This is a genomic window from Thauera humireducens (assembly GCF_001051995.2).
Classification (GTDB): Bacteria; Pseudomonadota; Gammaproteobacteria; order Burkholderiales; family Rhodocyclaceae; genus Thauera; species Thauera humireducens.
Map to the genome: position 1 here is coordinate 1,683,304 of NZ_CP014646.1, position 19,171 is coordinate 1,702,474.

Genomic DNA, 19,171 nt, shown 5'->3' on the forward strand with positions numbered 1-19,171 from the left:
GATCTCGCGCGCTCGCCCGGCAGGCTGCGCGGCAGCCTGCACTGTCCGGGTCGAAACGGCCATCCGCTCAGGCTTCCAGCGCCTTGACGTGGGTGATGACCTCGCCGATGGCCTGCTGCGCACTGCCGTAGAGCATGCGGCAGTTGTCCTTGTAGAACAGCGCATTCTCGATGCCCGAGTAGCCTGCGCCCTTGCCGCGCTTGACGACGATCACGTTCTGCGCCATGTCCACGTTCAGGATCGGCATGCCGTAGATCGGGCTGGTCTTGTCGGTGCGTGCCACCGGATTGACCACGTCGTTCGCCCCGATCACCAGCGCCACGTCCGCCTGCGGGAAGTCGGCGTTGATCTCCTCCAGATCGAAGATCTTGTCGTAGGGCACCCCGGCCTCGGCCAGCAGCACGTTCATGTGGCCCGGCATGCGCCCGGCCACCGGGTGGATCGCGAAGACGACCTCCACGCCGCCCTCTTCGAGCAGCTGCGCCATCTCCCACACCTTGTGCTGCGCTCCGGCCACCGCCATGCCGTAGCCCGGCACGATGATGACCTTGCTCGCGTAGCGCATCACCGAGGCGGCGTCGAGCGCCGAGAACTCCTTCATCGTGCCTTCGATCGCCTCGCCTTCGCCGCCCGCGGCCGCGCCGCTCAGCGGCGTGAAGATCACGTTGGAGATCGGCCGGTTCATCGCCTTGGCCATCAGCTGCGTGAGCAGCGTGCCCGAGGCACCCACCACGATGCCCGCCACGATCAGCGCCGGGTTGCCCAGCACGTAGCCCTCGAAGCCCACCGCCAGTCCGGTGAAGGCGTTCAGCAGCGAGATCACCACCGGCATGTCGGCCCCGCCGATCGGGCTGGTCAGCACCACCCCCAGCGCCAGCGCCAGCACGAAGAACAGCACGATGAGCACCGACGCGGGCGCATCCGACACGATGATCGCCAGGCCCAGCAGCGCGGTGACCGCGGCGAGCGCGACGTTCACCAGGTTCTGCTGCGGCAGCCGGAAGGCGTTCTTCATGATGCCCTGCAGCTTGGCGTAGGCGATGCACGAGCCGGAGAAGGCCACCGAGCCGATCAGCGCACCGAGCACCGCCAGCGTGGCCACCACCGGGCCATGCACCTCGCCGCGGGCGAACTCGAGCGCGGCGATCGCCGCCGCCGCCCCGCCGCCCATGCCGTTGTAGATGGCGACCATCTGCGGCATGTCGGTCATCTTCACCGTCTTGCCGCTCCACCACGCCACCGCCCCGCCCGACACGATGGCCAGCACCATCAGCCCGACGTTGTTCAGCTCGGGCGTGAAGAAGGTCACCACCGTCGCCGCGACCATCGCGTAGCCCGCCCACACGATGCCCTTTCTCGCCGTGACCGGCGAGCTCATCGCCTTCAGCCCCAGGATGAACACCACCGCGACCGCAAAGTAGGACGCCTGAATGAATCCGTTGACCATTTATGCGCCCCCTTCCTTCTTGTTGCCACCCTTGAACATCGCCAGCATGCGCTCGGTGACGACGTAGCCGCCCGCGGCGTTGGCCGCACCGAGGAACACCGCGACGAAACCGATGAGAAGCTGCACCGGATCGTCCGGGTCGGCGTGGCCGAGCACCACCATCGCCCCCACCAGCACCACGCCGTGCACGAAGTTCGAGCCCGACATCAGCGGCGTGTGCAGGATCACCGGCACGCGCGAGATCACTTCGTATCCCGTGAACGCGGCCAGCATGAAGATATACAGCGCTGCAATTCCTTCCATGATCGTTCTCCCTTACAGCCCCAGGACCTGCTTGACGCCGGCGTGGCGCACCTCGCCCGCGTGCGTGAGGCAGGCGCCGGCCATCACCTCGTCGTCCCAGTCGAGCGCGAGCGCGCCGTCCTGGATGAAGGGCGAGATGAAGTTGAACAGGTTCTTGGCGTACATCTCGGACGCATGCACCGGCATGCGGCTGGGGATGTTGACCGGCCCGATCACGAGCACGTCGTGGATCCAGACCTTCTCGCCCGCCACCGTGCCTTCGACGTTGCCGCCGGTCTCGGCCGCCATGTCGACGACGACCGCGCCCGGCTTCATCTTTGCCACCATCTCGGCGGTGATGATGCGCGGCGCGGGCTTGCCCGGAATCGCCGCGGTGGTGATGAGCGCATCGCACTGCGCGACGGCCTTGGCCAGGCGCTCGGCCTGCCTGGCCTTCTCTTCCTCGGTGAGCTCGCGCGCGTAGCCGCCCGTGCCCGCCGCCGACACGCCGGTGTCGACGAACTTGGCGCCCAGCGACTCGACCTGCTCGCGCGTCTCGGGCCGCACGTCGTAGGCCTCGACCATGGCGCCGATGCGCCGCGCGGTGGCGATGGTCTGCAACCCCGCCACGCCACAGCCGATCACCAGCACCTTGGCCGGGCGGATCGTGCCGGCGGCGTAGGTGAGCATCGGGAAGAACTTCGGACTATGGTCGGCGGCGATCAGCGCGCACTCGTAGCCCGCCACGGCGCCCTGCGAGGACAGCGCATCCATGCTCTGCGCGCGCGAGATGCGCGGCAGGAGTTCGAGCGCGAACGCGGTGATCTGGCCTTCGGCCAGCTGGCGCGCGCGCGCGGCGCTCGCCCACGGCTGCAGCATGCCCAGCAGCACGCTGCCCGGCTTCAGCTGCGCAATCACGTCCTCGGTCGGCGGTTGCACGCAGAACACCACGTCCGACTGCGCGCACACCTCGGCCGCGCTCGCGGCAAACGTCACGTCCGCAAACACCGCGTCCGGAAAGTGCGCCGGCACTCCCGCGCCCTGTTGCAACACCACCCGGGCCCCCAGGCCCAGATACTTCTTCACGACATCCGGTACGACCGACAGCCGTCGTTCGCCGGGCGCTGTCTCGCTGATGACACCAAGGGTCAGGGGCATGGCATTGAGCACTCTGATAGGTAAGTTTGCGGAAGAGAAAGGAGGGGTGTCACGTCGAGGGGCGGAGGAGAGGGAAGAGAACCCCTGAGCGTTGTATCGACACCCCTCCGTAAAGGGGTTGGCATGGGGGGCAAGGACTACATGCCCTGGTAGATCGGCCCTTCGCCCCCCTGCGGGACGACCCAGTTGATGTTCTGCGTCGGGTCCTTGATGTCGCAGGTCTTGCAGTGCACGCAGTTCTGCGCGTTGATCTGCAGGCGCGGGCCGGCCTCTTCGTGCACGATCTCGTACACCCCGGCCGGGCAGTAGCGTTGCTCGGGCGCGTCGTAGCGCGCGAGGTTGATCGCGATCGGCGTGCCCGCGTCCTTCAACTGCAGGTGGCAGGGCTGCTCCTCCTCGTGGTTGGTGTTCGACAGGAACACCGACGAGAGCCGGTCGAAGGTCAGCACGCCATCGGGCTTCGGGTAGTCGATCTTCGCGCACTCGGCCGCGGGCTTGAGCGCGGTGTGGTCGGCCGTGTTGCGCAGCGTCCAGGGCACCTTGCCCTTGAACAGCACCTGGTCGATGCCGAACAGCAGCGAGCCGAGGTACAGGCCCTTCTTCATGTAGGGCTTGAAGTTGCGCGTCTTGTGCAGCTCGGCGTACAGCCAGGAGTCGCGGAAGGCCGCCGGGTAGGCGGTCAGTGCGTCGCGCTGGCGCTGCTGCGCGAGCGCTTCGAACGCGGCCTCGGCCGCGAGCATGCCCGACTTGATCGCGGCGTGGCTGCCCTTGATGCGCGCGGCGTTGAGGAAACCGGCGTCGTCGCCGATCAGGCCGCCGCCCGGGAAGATCAGCCGCGGCAGGCTCTGCAGGCCGCCCGCGGCGATCGCGCGCGCGCCATAGGCCAGGCGCTTGCCGCCGTCGAGATACTTGCGGATCTCGGGGTGGGTCTTGTAGCGCTGCATCTCCTCGAAGGGCGACAGATGCGGGTTGCTGTAGTTGAGCCCGACCACGTAGCCCACCGCCACCAGGTTGTCCTCGAGGTGATAGACGAAGCCGCCGCCGTAGGTGGCGTTGTCCATCGGCCAGCCGGCCGTGTGCACCACCAGGCCCGGGCGATGGTGCTCGGGCTTCACTTCCCACAGCTCCTTGATGCCGATGCCGTAGGTCTGCGGGTCGGCACCTTCGCGCAGTGTGTAGCGGGCCTCGAGCTGCTTGCCCAGGTGGCCGCGACAGCCTTCGGCGAACAGCGTGTACTTGGCGTGCAGCTCCATGCCCGGCTGGTGGTGCGGACCCGGCGTGCCGTCACGGTTCAGCCCCATGTCGCCGGTGGCGACGCCCTTCACCGCGCCCGCCTCGTCGAACAGGATCTCGGCCCCGGCAAAGCCCGGATACACCTCCACGCCCAGCGCCTCGGCCTGCTCGCCCAGCCACTTCACCACGTTGCCCAGGCGCACGATGTAGTTGCCGTGGTTCACCAGGCAGTCCGGCAGCAGCCCGTTGGGGGCCTGGCGCGCGCCGGTCTCGGTCAGGAACAGCACCTTGTCCTCGGTGACCGCGGTCTTGAGCGGGGCGCCCCGTTCCTTCCAGTCGGGGATCAGCTCGGTGAGCGCCTGCGGGTCCATCACCGCGCCCGACAGGATGTGCGCGCCGATCTCGGCCGCCTTCTCGATCAGGCACACCGAGATCTCCTGACCCTTCTCGGCGGCCAGCTGCTTCAAGCGGATCGCCGCCGACAGCCCCGCAGGGCCGCCGCCGACGATCAGCACGTCGAATTCCATCGATTCACGTTCGATGCTCATGAAAACCAGACTCCGTATGGAAAACCGCCGCTCAGGCGCTCGCCTTCGCTGGCTCGCGCCAGTCCGGCACGATGCCCTGCTCCAGCGCGAACGGCTGGGCCTGGATGGTGCGCCCCTGGAAAGCCGGCGCCGCGTCTGCCGTGGCAAGCCAGCACAGGACGGCCGCCGGCACCTCGGGCGGCGCAACGCCCTTGCGCATCGCCAGAACCCCCTTGTCGCCAATGGTGGCGTGCAGTGCCTCGGTCGTGACCACGCCGGGATTGATCGTGTAGGCACGGATGCCCTGGTCGCCGAACTCGGCCCGCAACACCCCGGAGAGCCGCGATACGGCGGCCTTGCCGGCCCCGTAGGCGTAGCCCCATCCGCCCTTGCCGGCGGCAACCGGAGGATCGCTCTCGCCCGCGCCCGAGGTCACGTTGATCACCGTCGCCCCGCCCTGCTCCAGCATCGCGGGCAGCAAGCACTGCGTCAGGACCACCGGCGCGACGACATAGCCCTGGAAGACCCGTTGCAGGGTGTCGAGTCCAAGAGACATGAAGGGGAGATTGAGATCGCTGCCCTGATAGATCGCGTTATTGACCAGCACATCGACGCGGCCGAAGTGCGCCAGCACGGCAGCGGCCGCCGCGCGCACCGATGACTCGTCGAGCAGGTCCATGCGCACCGCGAACACCTCGCGCCCAAGCGCACGCACCGCGGCCGCCGTCTCCTCGAGACTGCCCGCAAGCGGCCGCCCGTCGGGGTGCGTGAGGGCGTGCGCATGGGTTTCACCCGCCTCCAGCGTCCGTGCGCTGATCGCCACATCGAAGCCTGCACGTGCAAACGCGAGCGCCGTTTCACGCCCGATACCCCGGCTCGCGCCGGTGATGAATGCCACCTTGTTCATTCCAACTCTCCAGCAAGAAGCGCGACTGCCAGTCTAGCGACAGCCCCCCGCCGCTTCATCGTCGGTTCGGACCATGAAAAACCGGCCACGAGGGCCGGTTCCACTGTGACTGGCGCCGACCGGCAGATCTCAGAATCGATCGCTGCGACTCATGCCGTCCATGCCACCGTCCACGAAGACCACCGTGCCATGCACGAAACTGGCCTGCTCCGATTGCAGGAAGGACACGACGTTGGCGATCTCGTCCGGAGCGCTGTTGCGTCCGATCGGTGCGACGAAGTTGCGAATCGCCTCGCCGTAGCGGGGATCGGCCCGCGAAGCATCGAGCAGGGGCGTCTCGACTGCACCCGGCGCGACCACATTGATGCGTATCCCTCTGGCGCCGAGCGGAACGGCCTTTCGGCGCGCGAATACCGTCACTGCGTACTTGGAGCCGGCATACGCGGCCTGCGGCATCGCCATCGCGTCGGCCTGCGCCAGGGCGCCGGCCTCGTCACCGGCGAGCATTGCGGACACCATCGGCAACTTGTCCATGCCGGGATGCACGGAGGCGACCGAGCCGATCAGAACGACCGCCGGCTTGCTGCCGCGCGCCAGCGCATCTTCGAGCCCTTCGACCAGCTCCGTCATGCCGAAGTAATTGACGCCGACAATCACGCTGCTCGATGGCGCAGTCGGCCCGAGTCCCGCACAACACACCAGCCCGTCGAGTACGCCGTCGCATGCGGCCAGCGCCGCCTCGACCGCAGCCTTGCGACCGGCAGCCGTAGACAGGTCCGCCACGATGTCGGCATTCTGGCGGTCGATGCCGATGACACGATGCCCTGCTTTCGCGAGCTGCTTGCAGACGGCTGCGCCAATACCGGACGCGGAGCCTGTGACGACGGTGACGGTCATGAACAACTCCTTGGATGCCCGAGGGGCCAATTGATCGTTCGCCAGTATCGCCAGCCCATCCTTCGACTCGCATCGTCCGGGCGGACTAAACGCCCGGCTGGGCATTCGGCCTAGAATCCTGCATTGCCACGCCCATTGGAGCGCTCGCCATGCCCTCGTTGAAGACCCTCGTCCTCGCCATGCTACTTGGCGGAGCAGTACTGACCAGTTCCAGCCAGGCCGCGGACACCACAGCGCCCGCAGGTGCCATCGCCACCAGGGCCAGCGCGGACGCCGCGCGGACACAGGCCCTGCTGGACCGCGCGGAAAGCTTCCTGCGCGAGAAGGGCGACCAGGCGATGGCCGGTTTCAGCCGGGCGGGTGAATTCGTCGATGGCGAACTCTACGTCTACGTGATCGATGTCGATGGCAACTTCCTCGCCAGCGGTGGAAGCTCGACGACCCTGATCGGACGGAATGTGACCGACCTGACCGACTCGCAAGGCCGTCACTTCATCCGCGAGATCCTGAACGGCGCAAAGGCGCAGCCTGCAGGACGCGTCGAGTACCGCTGGAACAACCCGATCCGCGGTCGCAACGAGCCGAAGATCGCGACCTATCGCCGGGTCGGAGACAGGATTCTCGTCGTCGGCTACTACGCCCCCTATGCGAGCTTCGAACTTGCGAAGTCCCTCGTGTGGCGCGCCGTGCATGAGCTGAATGTGAGTGGCGAGACGGCGATCAGCCGATTCAACAACCTGAACGGCGGCTTCATTCAGGACGATCTGTACGTGTTCGTGATCGGCCTCGACGACGGCATCGTGCGAGCGCATGGGGGCCAGCCGCGCCAGGTCGGGCGCAAGGCCGCAGACCTCACCGACGCGAATGGCAAGCACTTCCTGCTGGAAATGATCGAAGTGGCGAAGCAGCGTGGCGAGGGCGAGGTCAGCTACACCTTCCGCAACCCGCTGACGCTCAAGAACGAGAACAAGCGGAGCTACATCGTCCGCGTGGGGAACTACCTCGTCGGCGCAGGCGCCTACGTCGGCCCCGCTCAGTAAGCGCCATGCCCCGCGGCGCATCGCGCTGCGGGGCGCAAGACCTCAGTTGTTCCGGCTCAAGGCGGCCACGCTGTTCAGCATGATCCGAACCAGTTCGGTCTGACGCCGGACGCCGGTCTTCGAGAAGATGGAGCGCAGATGCGCGCGCGCCGTGTTGCGCCGGATGTTGAGCGCCTCTGCCGCCTCTTCCAGGGACAGGCCGTTGGCCAGCTCCATCGCCAATGCGGTTTCGGCCGGCGTCAGATTGAACAGCTGTTTCGCCGCAGCGGTGCTGGCGAGGGACTTGCCGGCCGCATCGCGGATATACACCACGGCCGCCGGCTGTCCCTTACCTTCGGCCCACTCCTGCGAGGGAACCGGCTCCACGACGACACCAAGGCTGACCAGGCCGGACGGTCTCGACACGGACATTGCCGAGGCGACCGCAAGCGGGTCACCGGAATGCCGTGCGAAAGCACCGCGGATCAACTGCTGCAGTTCGCGATTGTCGCTCGGGTAGGACGCCTCGAGCCTTCCCCCGACCAGCTTCAACCCATCGTTGGCGGACAGGATCTCCCGCGCGATGAGGTTCTGCTCGAGCACCTTGCCGCTGTCGTCGAGCACGATGGTGCCGACGGACAAGCGGCCGATCGCCTGTGAATAAAGGGTGCCCAGGGACTCGCTGCGGTCGAGCAGATTGTGGATATGCAGCGCCCGGCGCAGATGCGGCAGCAAGGCCTCGCAGCGCGCACGGTCCAATGCGCTGAACTTCGGCGCCGTTTCCGCACGGGTGATGCGGAAGCGCAACTTGCCCGAGTCCGGCGTGGCGATGTCCGCACCCATCACGTGAAACACATCGACCGGTGCACACCAGTGCAGGTAATAGGGCATGCGTCGCCATTCCGCCTCCGTCATCAGGTCCTCGACGGTAAAGACCTTGTCCACCGACTGATTGACGAAGGGCGTCATCGAATGGCCGTAGGGCAGGTAGGTGACCTTGTCGCCCCCTTCCACGCCCACGGCAATCATCATGCCCAGGTTGCTTTCATCGGGACTGCGGAGGATCAGGGTGACGTAGTTGGCCTGGAACAGGACACGAAACATCTCGAGCGCCTCGGCCCAACGCCGACTGTCGAGGGAGGCGTCGTAAAGCGCCGATACGATGCGGTCGTATTGATCGAGTTCCAGTTCAATCTTGTTCAATGCCTTTCCCCCTCAATTCGATTCCGGCGGACCAGGCGGCCCGTCTCCTCAAGTCCCCGAAAGACTCCCCGTCAGTTCCGGCACGGCTTCAAACAAATCGGCGACCAGGCCGTAGTCGGCCACCTGGAAGATGGGCGCGTCAGGGTCTTTGTTGATGGCCACGATCACCTTGGAGTCCTTCATCCCGGCAAGGTGCTGGATGGCGCCCGAGATGCCGACCGCCACATACAGGCCGGGGGCAACGATCTTGCCCGTCTGGCCCACCTGGTAGTCGTTGGGCACGAACCCGGCATCGACCGCGGCACGCGAGGCGCCCAGCGCTGCACCCAGGGTGTCGGCAAGCGGCTCTAGCAGGCGCTGGTAGTTCTCACCGCTACCTATGCCGCGACCTCCGGATACGACGATGGCCGCTGCGCCGAGTTCCGGTCGTTCCGACTTGCTCAGCTCGCGGCCGAGCACGCGCGACAGCGCCAGGTCGGGACCTGCCGCCAGCGACTCCACCGCCGCCCCACCGCCCGCAGCAGCGGCATCGAAGGCCGTCGTACGCACCGTCAGCACGTCCACCGCCTGGTCCGACTCGACCGCCACCATGACGTTGCCTGCATAGATCGGGCGCTCGTAACGTCCCGGTGCCGTGATTGCGACGACATCCGACACCGCGGCCACGTCCAGCAGGGCCGCCACGCGGGGTGCCAGATTCTTCCCGAAACTGGTCGCCCCGACAAGCACGGCACGATAGCCGCCCTCACCCGCCACCCGCTGCACCAGCACCGCCAGATTCTCCGCCAGCGGCTCCGCATAATGACCCGCGTCGACCTTCAGCACGCGCGCCACGCCGGCAATCCCCTGCGCCTGCGCCACAGCCGCATCGCATGCCGACCCGGCGACCAGTACGTCGATCTCGCCGCCAAACCGCGTCGCGGCCGTCACGGCATTCAGGCTCGCCGTCGCCAGGCGACCGTTATCGTGTTCTGCAATGACCAGTGTCTTCATCGTCCGCCTCAGATCACCTTCGCTTCGTTGCGAAGCTTGTTCACCAGCTCGGCCACGTCGGCCACCTTGATGCCGCCCTTGCGCGCCGCCGGTTCGGCATGGCGCACGTTGCGCAGGCGCGGCGCGATGTCGGCGCCCAGTTCGGCAACCTGCACCACGTCCAGCGGCTTCTTCTTCGCCTTCATGATGTTGGGCAGGGTCGCATAGCGCGGTTCGTTCAGCCGCAGGTCGGCGGTGACCACCGCCGGCAGCTTCAGCTCGACCGTCTCCAGGCCACCGTCGATCTCGCGCGTCACCGCAAGCACACCGTCGCCCACCACCACCTTCGATGCGAAGGTCGCCTGCGGCCAACCCATCAGCGCGGCCAGCATCTGGCCGGTCTGGTTGGCGTCGTCGTCGATCGCCTGCTTGCCGCAGATCACCATCTGCGGCTGCTCCCGCTCGGCCACCGCCTTCAGCAGCTTGGCCACGGCCAGCGGCTGCAGTTCGGCATCGGTCTCGACCAGGATGGCGCGATCCGCACCCATCGCCAGCGCACTGCGCAGGGTCTCCTGGCAGGCGCTCGTGCCGCAGCTCACCGCGACCACCTCGGTGGCCACGCCGGCCTCCTTCAGGCGCACCGCTTCCTCGACGGCAATCTCGTCGAAGGGGTTGATCGACATCTTCACGCCAGCCAGTTCGACCCCGCTCTGGTCCGACTTGACCCGCACCTTCACGTTGTAATCGACGACCCGCTTCACCGGGACAAGAATCTTCAAGGTGTTCTCCTTGGGAATTTTCGGAATCTGGATGCTGGCTCAGGCCGTGAGCGGCTCGCGGCGCAGCATCACGACATTTGCATCGAAGCTGATCACCCGCTCGTCGCGCTGGTTGAGCAGCTCGAAGCGTGAAACCAGCACGCCGCGCTCGGGCCGGCTGCCAGGACTTCGCTCGACATGGGTGACGCGGGCGCGCAGCTCGTCGCCCGCCACACCCGGCCGGTGAAAACGCAGATTGTCCCAGCCGCGGCCGGCGATCGAGGCCGTCTCATCGGTCGAGATGGTGTGGCTGAGGCGAATCGTCACCGACAGCAGGTGCACGCCGGCCGCGAACAGCTGGCCGATCGGCGATTTCGCCGCCGCGGCTTCGTCCACGTGCGGCGGGAACGGGTCCCACTCGGTCGCGAAGCCCTTGATGTTCTCGACGGTGAGCAGATAGCGCTCGGATGATTCGCGCGGCTCGTCGAGGACCACGTCTTCCCAGTAGATCATGCGCTCACTCCCTCTGCGGCCGGGTAATCGGTGTAGCCCGCGGCGCCCGGCGTGTACAAGGTCTTGCGATCGAAGCGGGCGAGCGGCAAGCCGTCCCGCAAACGGCGCACCAGATCGGGGTTGCCGATGAAGTCGCGGGCGAAGGACACCGCGGCGCACTGGCCCATCGCGATCGCTGCATCCGCCGAGATCCCGTCGAAGCTGTCGTTCAGGATCAGCTCCCCGCCGAAGCCGTCGCGGGCAAGCGCGAACGCATCGACCTCCGGCGCTTCGGCACGCATCACGTGCGCATAGGCCAGCCCCAGGCCGCTCACCTGCCGCAGCAGCTCGGCATGAGTGGCGACCGTGTCCTCGTCCTGGATGTCGTTGTAACTGTTGCCGACGCGGAAACGCAGGCCCACGCGCCCGGCGCCGATCGCTGCGGCCATCGCCTGCAGGCACTCGACCGCAAAGCGCACGCGATTGGCGACACTGCCGCCGTACCCGTCGGTGCGCTGGTTCGTGCCCGAACACATGAACTGCATCGGCAGGTAGCCACTGGTGCAGTGCAGCTCGACACCATCGAAGCCGGCTTCGCGCGCATTGATCGCCGCCTGTGCGTGCTCGGCCACCACGGCCCGCACCTCGTCGGTGGTGAGCGCGCGCGGCGTGTCGTAGGGTTGCATGCCGGCGCTGTCGGTGAAGACCTCGCCCGCAGCGCGGATCGCCGACGGCGCAACGGTGTCGACGCCTTCGCCCTTGATGTGATGACTGCCGATTCGGCCGGCGTGCATGATCTGCAGCACGATGCTTCCGCCGCGTGCATGCACCGCATCGGTCACCTTGCGCCAGCCGGCGATCTGCGCCGCGGTGGCGATACCCGGCTGCCGGCAGTAGGCCTGGCCGGCCGCGCTCGGCCACGTGCCTTCGGCAACGATCAGGCCAGCTTCCGCGCGCTGCGCGTAGTGCTCGACCATCAACGCACCCGGTACGCCCTGCGCATCCGCACGGTTGCGTGTCATCGGCGCCATCACGATGCGGTTGGCGAGGCTGAATTCGCCCAGCTGCACGGGGCTGAAAAGATGGGGAAGCGCTGCCATGACGGTACTCACAGGGCCGTGACCAGCACCGACGACCGACCGCCATCGACCGGCAGGCTGGCGCCGGTGATGTAGGACGCCTCGTCGCTGGCGAGGAACAGGATCGCGTTGGCGAGTTCCTCCGGCTGGCCCACCCGGCCCATCGGAATCAGCTTTTCGGTGTTCCGGCGCGAGGCCTCGTCGGCCAGCATGCCGGCGGTCGCCGGGGTTTCCACCACCGCCGGGATCACCACATTGACGCGGATGCCATGCGGCGCCCCTTCGGCCGCGGCCGCGCGCGAAAAGTTGTCGATGGCCGCCTTGGCCGCCGAGTAACCGGACATCCACGGCGTGCCGAGCTGACCGCAGATCGAGGACACGTTGACGATCGCGCCGCCCTTGCCCTTCATCAGCCGCATCGCGGTGCGCGTACCCCAGAAGGTGCCATCCACCGAAGTGGCGAAGTTGGCACGCCAGTCGGCGGTGCTCATCTCCTCGATGCTGCCCCAGGTGTAGGCCATGGCGTTGTTCACCAGCACGTCCAGCCGCCCATGACGCTGCGCCGCGGCCTCGAGCGCCGCGGTGAAGCCCGCCTCGTCGCTGACGTCCGCCACCACCGCCTCGGCCTTGCCGCCGGCCGCGACGATGCCCGCGACGACCTCGTCCAGCGGTTCGCGCCGCCGGCCGCACACCACCACGGTCGCGCCTTCCTGCGCCAGCCGCTGCGCGGTCGCCGCGCCAATCCCGCTGCCGCCACCCGTCACGAACGCCACCTTGCCTTGCATACGACCTGCCATGTCCTGTCTCCTTACGGCCGCTGCCACCCAACGCGCAGCGTGTTGTTTCGATCAGCCTGCCGGCAGTCCGGCCACAATCGACCGAACCCCTGCCTGCAGGCACTTGGGATGTGGGTAGAGGGTAGAAAAACGGGCCTGCTGCGCCATCGTCCGATGGGACTAGCGACAATGGACGAGCATCGGCCGGGACCCCGCCCTTTGCGACGGACACCGGCACACGACGAATGGCGGGCAAGAAAGCCCGCCGTCCGTCGTGTGCGATTGAAGCCGCCGGAGCCTCGAACTCAGCCGGGGAAGCGCACCTTGACGCGCCCGGTGGTGGGCAGCGCCTGGCAGCTCAGCGTCCAGCGCTTGGCCAGGTCCTTGGCATCGAGCACCTCGTTGTGGCGCAGGTGCACCTCGCCCTCGACCACCTGGCACATGCAGGATGCGCACATGCCGGCCTGGCAGGAATGGGGCGCGTTGATGCCGGCCTTGAGCGCGGCGTCAAGCAAGGTTTCGGTGCCGGCGACCTGCAAGGTGTACACCTCGCCATCGAGTTCGATCTCCACCTCGGCGCGCTCGACCGTCGTCTCAGGCGCGGGTGCGGCGGCGTTGATGGCGGCGACGTCTTCCTCGTCCGGCAGCGACACGAAGCGTTCGACATGCACGCGCTCGGCTGCCATGCCGGCCTTGTCCAGCGCCGAAACCATCGCATCCATGAACAGGCCCGGGCCGCAGATGAAGGCTTCCGCCGCCTTCCACGGCCGAGCCAGCTCGGCGAGCTGCGCCACCGACGGCACACCCTGCACCGAATCGAGCCAGTGAATGACTTGAAGACGGGCCGGATGCGCCGCCGCGAGCGCATTCAGCTCGTCGCGGAAGATCACCGAACGCTCGTCACGGTTCGCATACAGCAGGCAGATGCGGCCCTGCCCGTGCGCGAGCGCCGAGCGCAGGATGGAAAACACCGGCGTGATGCCGCTGCCGCCGGCGCACAAGAGGAAGTCACCCTGCAACGAGGCCGGCGTAAACACACCCGCCGGCGCCATCACCTCGAGCACCTCGCCCAGTCGGACCTGGTCGCACACCCAGTTCGAGCCGCGCCCGCCCTGCACGCGCTTGACCGTCACGCGCAAGGTCTCGTCCAGCGTCGGCGCGCTCGACATCGAGTAACAGCGCGGCAGATGCCGACCCAGCACAGGCAGGCGCAGGGTCAGGAACTGGCCGGGCCGGTACCTGAAGGTCTCGGCCAGCTCGGGCGGCACCTCGAACACGACCGACTTCGCGTCGTGCGTTTCCTCAGTCACCGCCCTCACCTTGAGGGCGTGATAGCGCTGGGCGGTCATCGTGCGTCGTACTCCCTGCCGATCGTGCGATCAGATGTAAGGATCGGCGTTGGGCATGCCGAGCATGACCGCACCATGCGCACGCGCATAGGTGTCGGTGTTGTTGGCAATGTGGCCGCGCGCCTGATGAATGTCGCGGAACACACGCTCGATCGGATTGCTCTTGTAGGTGCCGGACGCCGCGCAGGCACGCATCAGCTCGCTCGCCGCGGTTGCGCACTGCTTGGGCACCTGCGAAGCCTGGGCGCGCTGCATCAGGCGCTCCTCCACCGGCATGCGCTCGCCGGTCCGTGCGCACTCGACGATGCGGGCGTAGTTGCGGAACAGCACCAGCTTGAGCTGGTCGGTCGTCATCATCGCCTCGGAAACCGCCTGCTGCGCATTCACGTCCTCGGCCGTCTTCGCGCCGTGCTTGCCGACGTGCGCCGCGGCACGTTCGCGGAAGTGGGCGATGGCACCATCGAGCGCACCGATGCAGGCCGACGACACCGCACGCTGGAACACCTGGGTGAAGGGAATCTTGTAGACCCAGCCCGGATTGGTCTGGCGGCCGGGACAACCGGCATCGCTGTGGTCGTTGGTGCGGTGCGTGCGATGCTCGGGCACGAAGCAGCCGTCGACTACGATGTCGTGGCTACCGGTGGCGCGCAGGCCGAGCACGTCCCAGTTCTTCTCGACGCGGAAGTCCGACTTCGGCAGCAGGAAGGTGGCGTGCTCGAGCGCACCGGAACCGTCCTTCTTCGGCAGCAGGCCGCCAAGGAAGATCCACTCGCAGTGCTCGACGCCGCTCGAGAAGCCCCAGCGCCCGGAGAAGCGGTAGCCGCCCTCGACAGCCTCGGCCTTGCCGGTGGGCATGTAGGTCGAGGCGATCAGCACCCCCGTATCCTTCGCCCACACGTCCTGCTGCGCCTGCTCGGGGAACAGCGGCAGCTGCCAGTTATGCACCCCGATCACGCCGTAGATCCAGGCCGTCGACATGCAGCCTTCGGCCAGCGCCATCTGCACACGGTAGAACACGCGCGGGTCCAGCTCATAGCCACCGAAGCGCTTGGGCTGAAGCACGCGGAACAGCCCCGCCTCCTTCATCTCCTGCACGGTCTCGACCGGCACCATCCCCGCCGCCTCGGCTTCGCGAGCACGCTCGGCCAGCCGCGGAGCCATCGCCTTGGCCCGCGCCACCAGCTCGACCGCCTCCGGCGTCATGTAATCTTCGGCCAGAATGCCGAGAACCTGATCCTTGTCCATCGCGCCCATCTCCATGTCCTCCATGATCGCCAACCAAGGCGTTTTTCGGGTGATACCCCTACTGCGATGGACGAAATGTTCCACACCGCCCCACCGGCCATCATCGTCTGAACGGACTAACGTAAATGGCTGACCGATAAAGACTCTTTCCCTTCGAATACAGGCGTGTGCCGGGAATCGGGGCGGCGCGGCCCCGGCCTGCTCCGCATTGCCGGAACGGGCCGGACCGTAACCCTTTTGGACGATGCCCGCGGACGCCATGCGCCAATAATGATCGCACCCTGCCGCCCACCCTGGCGGACGGCATCCGGAATAACAAAGGAGACGCCCCATGCTCGCCCCCGTAGGCATGGCCATGGCATTGATTGTCACAGCGGCCAGCATCTATTCGTTTTCACCCAGGCAAGTGCCGCCGCTGCAGGAGACGCGCATTCCCGTTGATCGAATGCAGCTCACCACCATCGAGCGCAGCAAGGCCGGCATCGTCATGGCCGGTGAACTCGGCGCGATCCTGGTGTCGTCCGACGAAGGCCAGCACTGGCAGAAGGCCACCATCTCCCAGGACCGCCAGGCGCTGATCACCCGCATCATCTTTGCCGATGCCACCCGCGGCCTGGCGCTCGGCCACGAGGGCTGGATCCTGCGCACCGAGGACGGCGGGCTCACCTGGCAGGAGGCGCATTTCGACACCGACAATGGCGAGCCCATGATGTCCGCCCGCCAGCTGCCCTCCGGCGACTGGCTCGCGGTGGGCGCCTTCGGGCGCGTGCTGCGCTCGACCGACGACGGCCGGACCTGGCAGGCCGACAGCCTGCCCGAGCTCACCGACTGGCACCTGAACGACATTGCGTCGTCCGCCGATGGCCAGCAATGGATGATCGTCGGCGAAGCCGGCACCGCGCTGTCCTCCTCCGACGGCGGCCAGAACTGGCAGCTCATCGAGCCGTTCTACAACGGCTCGCTCTACGGTGCCGCCCACCTCGGCGGCAAGCGTTGGGTGACCTACGGCATGCGCGGCAACGTCTTCTTCAGTGCCGACGGGGGTGCATCCTGGCAACAGGCCCAGGTTCCCGCACCGATCTCCATCTACGGCCATGCCGTGCTGCCGGACGGCGAACTGTTGCTCGTCGGCCAGGGCGGCATCGTGCTGTCGAGCAAGGATGGCGGAACGAAACTGGACATCGTGCGCCGCGAGGGCCGTGCCAGCCTCACCGACGTCGTCGTCGCCACCGATGGCCGCTGGCTGCTGTCCAGCGACGGCGGCCTGCAGGTCCGCCCCCCCGCTTCCGCCACCCCGACCCCGAACGACGGAGCTGCCTGATGAACGCCGCCCACACCATCACCCGGACGGACGCCCTCGTCGCCGTCATGGCCCGCATGCTGATCAAGTGGCGCAAGCCGCTTGGCCTGTTCTTCCTCCTGCTCACGCTCGGCCTGGGCTATTCCGCGCTGAACACCCGCCTCGACCCCGGCTTCAACAAGCTGATCCCGCTCAAGCACGAGTACATGGCGGCGTTCCTCGAGCATTCCGGCACGTTCTCGGGCGCCAACCGCATCCTCGTCAGCGTCGAATGGAAGGGCGAAGGCGACATCTATAACGCCGAGTTCCTGCCCGTGCTGCGCAAGGTGAACGACGAGGTCTTCTTCACGCCCGGCGTCAATCGCGCCAGCGTGCGCTCGATCTTCACCCCCAACGTGCGCTACATCGAGGTGACCGAGGAAGGCTTCAACGGCGACGTCGTGATTCCCGCCCGCTTCGAGACCACCAAGGAGGGCCTCAACCAGGTCCGCGAGAACGTCGGGAAGTCGGGCGTGGTCGGCCGCCTGGTGGCGAATGACCTGAAGTCCGCACTGGTCCAGGCCGACCTGCTCGAAGTCAGCCCCGAGACCGGCGAGAAGCTGGATTACGCCGAAGTCGCGAGCCGGCTCGAAGCCATCCGCGCCGAGTTCGCCAAGGACAACATCGACATCCAGATCGTCGGCTTCGCCAAGGTGATGGGCGACGTCATGGAAGGCCTGTTCACCGTGGTGATGTTCTTCGTCGTCGCCTTCGTCATCACCTCGCTGCTGCTGTGGCTGTACTCGCGCTCGCTGAAGCTCACCGTGCTGGCCATCGCCGTGGCCCTGCTGCCGGTGATCTGGCTGCTGGGCATCCTGCCGCTGATCGGCTACGGCATCGACCCGATGTCCGTCCTGGTGCCCTTCCTGATTTTCTCGATCGGCGTGTCGCATGCGGTGCAGATGACCAACGCCTGGAAGCAGGACGTGCTCTCCGGCGAGACCGCGATGGAGGCCGCGGAAGGCGCGTTCCGCAAGCTCGCCATCCCGGGCATCATGGCGCTGCTCGCCAACGCGCTGGGCTTCCTGGTCATCATGGTGATCGACATCCCGATCGTGCACGAACTGGGCCTCACCGCCTGCCTGGGCGTCGCGCTGATGATCATGACCAACAAGATGTTCATGCCCATCATCCTCTCGCACCTGCACCTCGAGCGCATGGCGCTGGATCAGCCGGTGGAGAACAAGAGCAAGCACCCGACCTGGTGGAAGGTATCGGCCCTGTCCGAGCCCCGCCCGGCGCTCGTCACCTTCGCCGTGATGCTCGTCCTGCTGGCCGCCGCCACCTACTACTCGCGCCAGCTCCAGACCGGCGACATCGGCAGCGGCGTCCCCGAACTGCGCGCCGACTCGCGTTACAACAAGGACAACGACCGGATCATCAGTAACTACTCCATCGGCATGGACGTGCTGTCGGTGTATGTCGAGACCCGCAACCTGGACGAGGCCTGCCTGAACTGGGAGGTGATGAATGCGGTGGAGCGCTTCGACTTCCGCATGCGCGGCGTCGATGGCGTGCAGTCGGTCAGCTCGGTCGCGGGCATGGCCAAGCTGTACGCCGCCGGCAACAACGAGGCCAATCCGCGCTGGGCGGCCCTGCAGCGCAGCGAAGCTGCCCTGCGCACCGGCGGCCGTGCCGCCAACCCGGAGAACGGCCTCAACTCGCACGGCTGCAAGACGATCCACATCGCCATCTACCTGACCGACCACCAGGGCCCGACGCTCAAGCACGTGGTAGATGAAGTGCAGAAGTTCATCGCCGAGGACAAGACCGCCAACGCCACCTTCCGCCTGGCGGGCGGCAACGCGGGCGTCGCCATCGCCACCAACGAGGCGGTCGAGAAGGCCGAGGTGCAGATGCTGGCCTCGATCTTCGCGTCGATCTCGCTGCTGTGCTGGCTCACCTTCCGCTCCTGGCGTGCGGTGATCTGCGTGATCGTGCCGCTGATGCTGGTGACGATCATGTGCAACGCACTGATGGCACTGCTCGGCATCGGCCTCAAGGTGGCGACGCTGCCGGTCATCGCGCTGGGCGTGGGCGTGGGTGTCGACTACGGCATCTACATCTACGAGCGCATGCAGCACGAGATGGCCGAGCACGGCTACGGCCTGCGCGAAGCCTTCTACGAGGCGATGCGCCAGCGCGGCACCGCAGCGGTGTTCACCGCGGTGACGATGTCCATCGGCGTCGGCACCTGGGCGTTCTCGGCGCTGAAGTTCCAGGCCGACATGGGTATCCTGCTCGCCTTCATGTTCCTGGTGAACGTGCTCGGCGCCATCTTCCTGCTGCCGGCGCTGGCGTGCTGGCTGGGCGTCGGACGGGAAAAGCCGGCTGACGCGCAGAAGCGCGCGGCGCAGGGCGGGAGTGCCCCGCACACGGGCATGATGCGCAACGCCAAACCCGCGGCGGCCGTTCAGCCCCAGCGTTCCTGAGCCTGTCCCCGCACGCAGGAAAGGGCGCCGACGATGCCGTCGGCGCCCTTTTCATG

At 67.0% G+C, this 19,171-nt stretch carries 17 protein-coding genes; 3 read left to right on the forward strand and 14 right to left on the reverse strand.

The annotated features are described in order from the left end of the window. Positions 1–67: 67 nt before the first annotated feature. From AC731_RS08005 to AC731_RS08030, 6 genes are all read right to left on the reverse strand, one after another. Positions 68–1,447: an NAD(P)(+) transhydrogenase (Re/Si-specific) subunit beta gene (locus AC731_RS08005; RefSeq protein ID WP_062450080.1), complete on the reverse strand. Its 1,380-nt coding sequence runs from the start codon at positions 1,445–1,447 to the stop codon at positions 68–70. Next, positions 1,448–1,750 (reverse strand): NAD(P) transhydrogenase subunit alpha part 2, encoded by a 303-nt coding sequence (locus AC731_RS08010; RefSeq protein ID WP_004259024.1) that lies wholly within the window; start codon positions 1,748–1,750, stop codon positions 1,448–1,450. 12 nt (positions 1,751–1,762) lie between these two features. Beyond that, positions 1,763–2,887: an NAD(P) transhydrogenase subunit alpha gene (locus tag AC731_RS08015; RefSeq protein ID WP_048704966.1), complete on the reverse strand. Its 1,125-nt coding sequence runs from the start codon at positions 2,885–2,887 to the stop codon at positions 1,763–1,765. Between the two features lie 137 nt (positions 2,888–3,024). Next, positions 3,025–4,662 (reverse strand): electron transfer flavoprotein-ubiquinone oxidoreductase, encoded by a 1,638-nt coding sequence (locus tag AC731_RS08020; protein WP_004260698.1) that lies wholly within the window; start codon positions 4,660–4,662, stop codon positions 3,025–3,027. A 37-nt stretch (positions 4,663–4,699) separates the two neighbouring features. Beyond that, entirely contained in the window at positions 4,700–5,554 is an 855-nt protein-coding gene (locus AC731_RS08025; protein WP_048704968.1) for an SDR family NAD(P)-dependent oxidoreductase, read from the reverse strand. A gap of 129 nt (positions 5,555–5,683) precedes the next feature. Further along, on the reverse strand, positions 5,684–6,451 hold the full coding sequence (locus AC731_RS08030; protein WP_048704971.1) for an SDR family oxidoreductase: 768 nt from the start codon (positions 6,449–6,451) through the stop codon (positions 5,684–5,686). A 149-nt stretch (positions 6,452–6,600) separates the two neighbouring features. On the opposite strand from AC731_RS08030, the gene AC731_RS08035 reads away from it, so the two are divergent. After that, positions 6,601–7,491: a cache domain-containing protein gene (locus AC731_RS08035; protein ID WP_048704974.1), complete on the forward strand. Its 891-nt coding sequence runs from the start codon at positions 6,601–6,603 to the stop codon at positions 7,489–7,491. A gap of 42 nt (positions 7,492–7,533) precedes the next feature. Here AC731_RS08035 and AC731_RS08040 read toward each other — a convergent pair whose 3' ends face one another. The 8 genes from AC731_RS08040 to AC731_RS08075 all read right to left on the reverse strand — a co-directional run bounded on the left by AC731_RS08040 (position 7,534) and on the right by AC731_RS08075 (position 15,368). After that, positions 7,534–8,673: a helix-turn-helix transcriptional regulator gene (locus tag AC731_RS08040; protein WP_048704976.1), complete on the reverse strand. Its 1,140-nt coding sequence runs from the start codon at positions 8,671–8,673 to the stop codon at positions 7,534–7,536. Between the two features lie 48 nt (positions 8,674–8,721). Beyond that, entirely contained in the window at positions 8,722–9,666 is a 945-nt protein-coding gene (locus AC731_RS08045) for an electron transfer flavoprotein subunit alpha/FixB family protein (RefSeq protein ID WP_004257046.1), read from the reverse strand. Between the two features lie 8 nt (positions 9,667–9,674). After that, positions 9,675–10,424, reverse strand: a complete 750-nt coding sequence (locus tag AC731_RS08050) for an electron transfer flavoprotein subunit beta/FixA family protein (protein ID WP_048704981.1) — start codon at positions 10,422–10,424, stop codon at positions 9,675–9,677. A gap of 39 nt (positions 10,425–10,463) precedes the next feature. After that, on the reverse strand, positions 10,464–10,916 hold the full coding sequence (locus tag AC731_RS08055; RefSeq protein WP_048704983.1) for a MaoC/PaaZ C-terminal domain-containing protein: 453 nt from the start codon (positions 10,914–10,916) through the stop codon (positions 10,464–10,466). Beyond that, on the reverse strand, positions 10,913–11,995 hold the full coding sequence (locus tag AC731_RS08060; RefSeq protein WP_048704985.1) for an alkene reductase: 1,083 nt from the start codon (positions 11,993–11,995) through the stop codon (positions 10,913–10,915). The genes AC731_RS08055 and AC731_RS08060 overlap by 4 nt, the downstream gene beginning before the upstream one ends. Before the next feature lie 8 nt (positions 11,996–12,003). Next, a complete protein-coding gene (locus AC731_RS08065) occupies positions 12,004–12,771 on the reverse strand; it encodes an SDR family NAD(P)-dependent oxidoreductase (protein WP_048704987.1) in 768 nt (255 codons plus the stop codon). Between the two features lie 284 nt (positions 12,772–13,055). Next, the gene (locus AC731_RS08070; protein WP_048704990.1) at positions 13,056–14,099 is read right to left on the reverse strand and encodes a ferredoxin--NADP reductase; all 1,044 of its coding nucleotides are present in this window, start codon (positions 14,097–14,099) and stop codon (positions 13,056–13,058) included. Between the two features lie 30 nt (positions 14,100–14,129). After that, a complete protein-coding gene (locus AC731_RS08075) occupies positions 14,130–15,368 on the reverse strand; it encodes an acyl-CoA dehydrogenase family protein (RefSeq protein ID WP_237266623.1) in 1,239 nt (412 codons plus the stop codon). A gap of 307 nt (positions 15,369–15,675) precedes the next feature. Here AC731_RS08075 and AC731_RS08080 point away from each other — a divergent pair, with 307 nt between their 5' ends. Together AC731_RS08080 and AC731_RS08085 are read left to right on the forward strand one after the other, a co-directional pair. Next, positions 15,676–16,665: a WD40/YVTN/BNR-like repeat-containing protein gene (locus AC731_RS08080; protein WP_048704993.1), complete on the forward strand. Its 990-nt coding sequence runs from the start codon at positions 15,676–15,678 to the stop codon at positions 16,663–16,665. After that, on the forward strand, positions 16,665–19,115 hold the full coding sequence (locus AC731_RS08085; RefSeq protein ID WP_048704995.1) for an efflux RND transporter permease subunit: 2,451 nt from the start codon (positions 16,665–16,667) through the stop codon (positions 19,113–19,115). The genes AC731_RS08080 and AC731_RS08085 overlap by 1 nt, the downstream gene beginning before the upstream one ends. Positions 19,116–19,171: the final 56 nt, after the last annotated feature.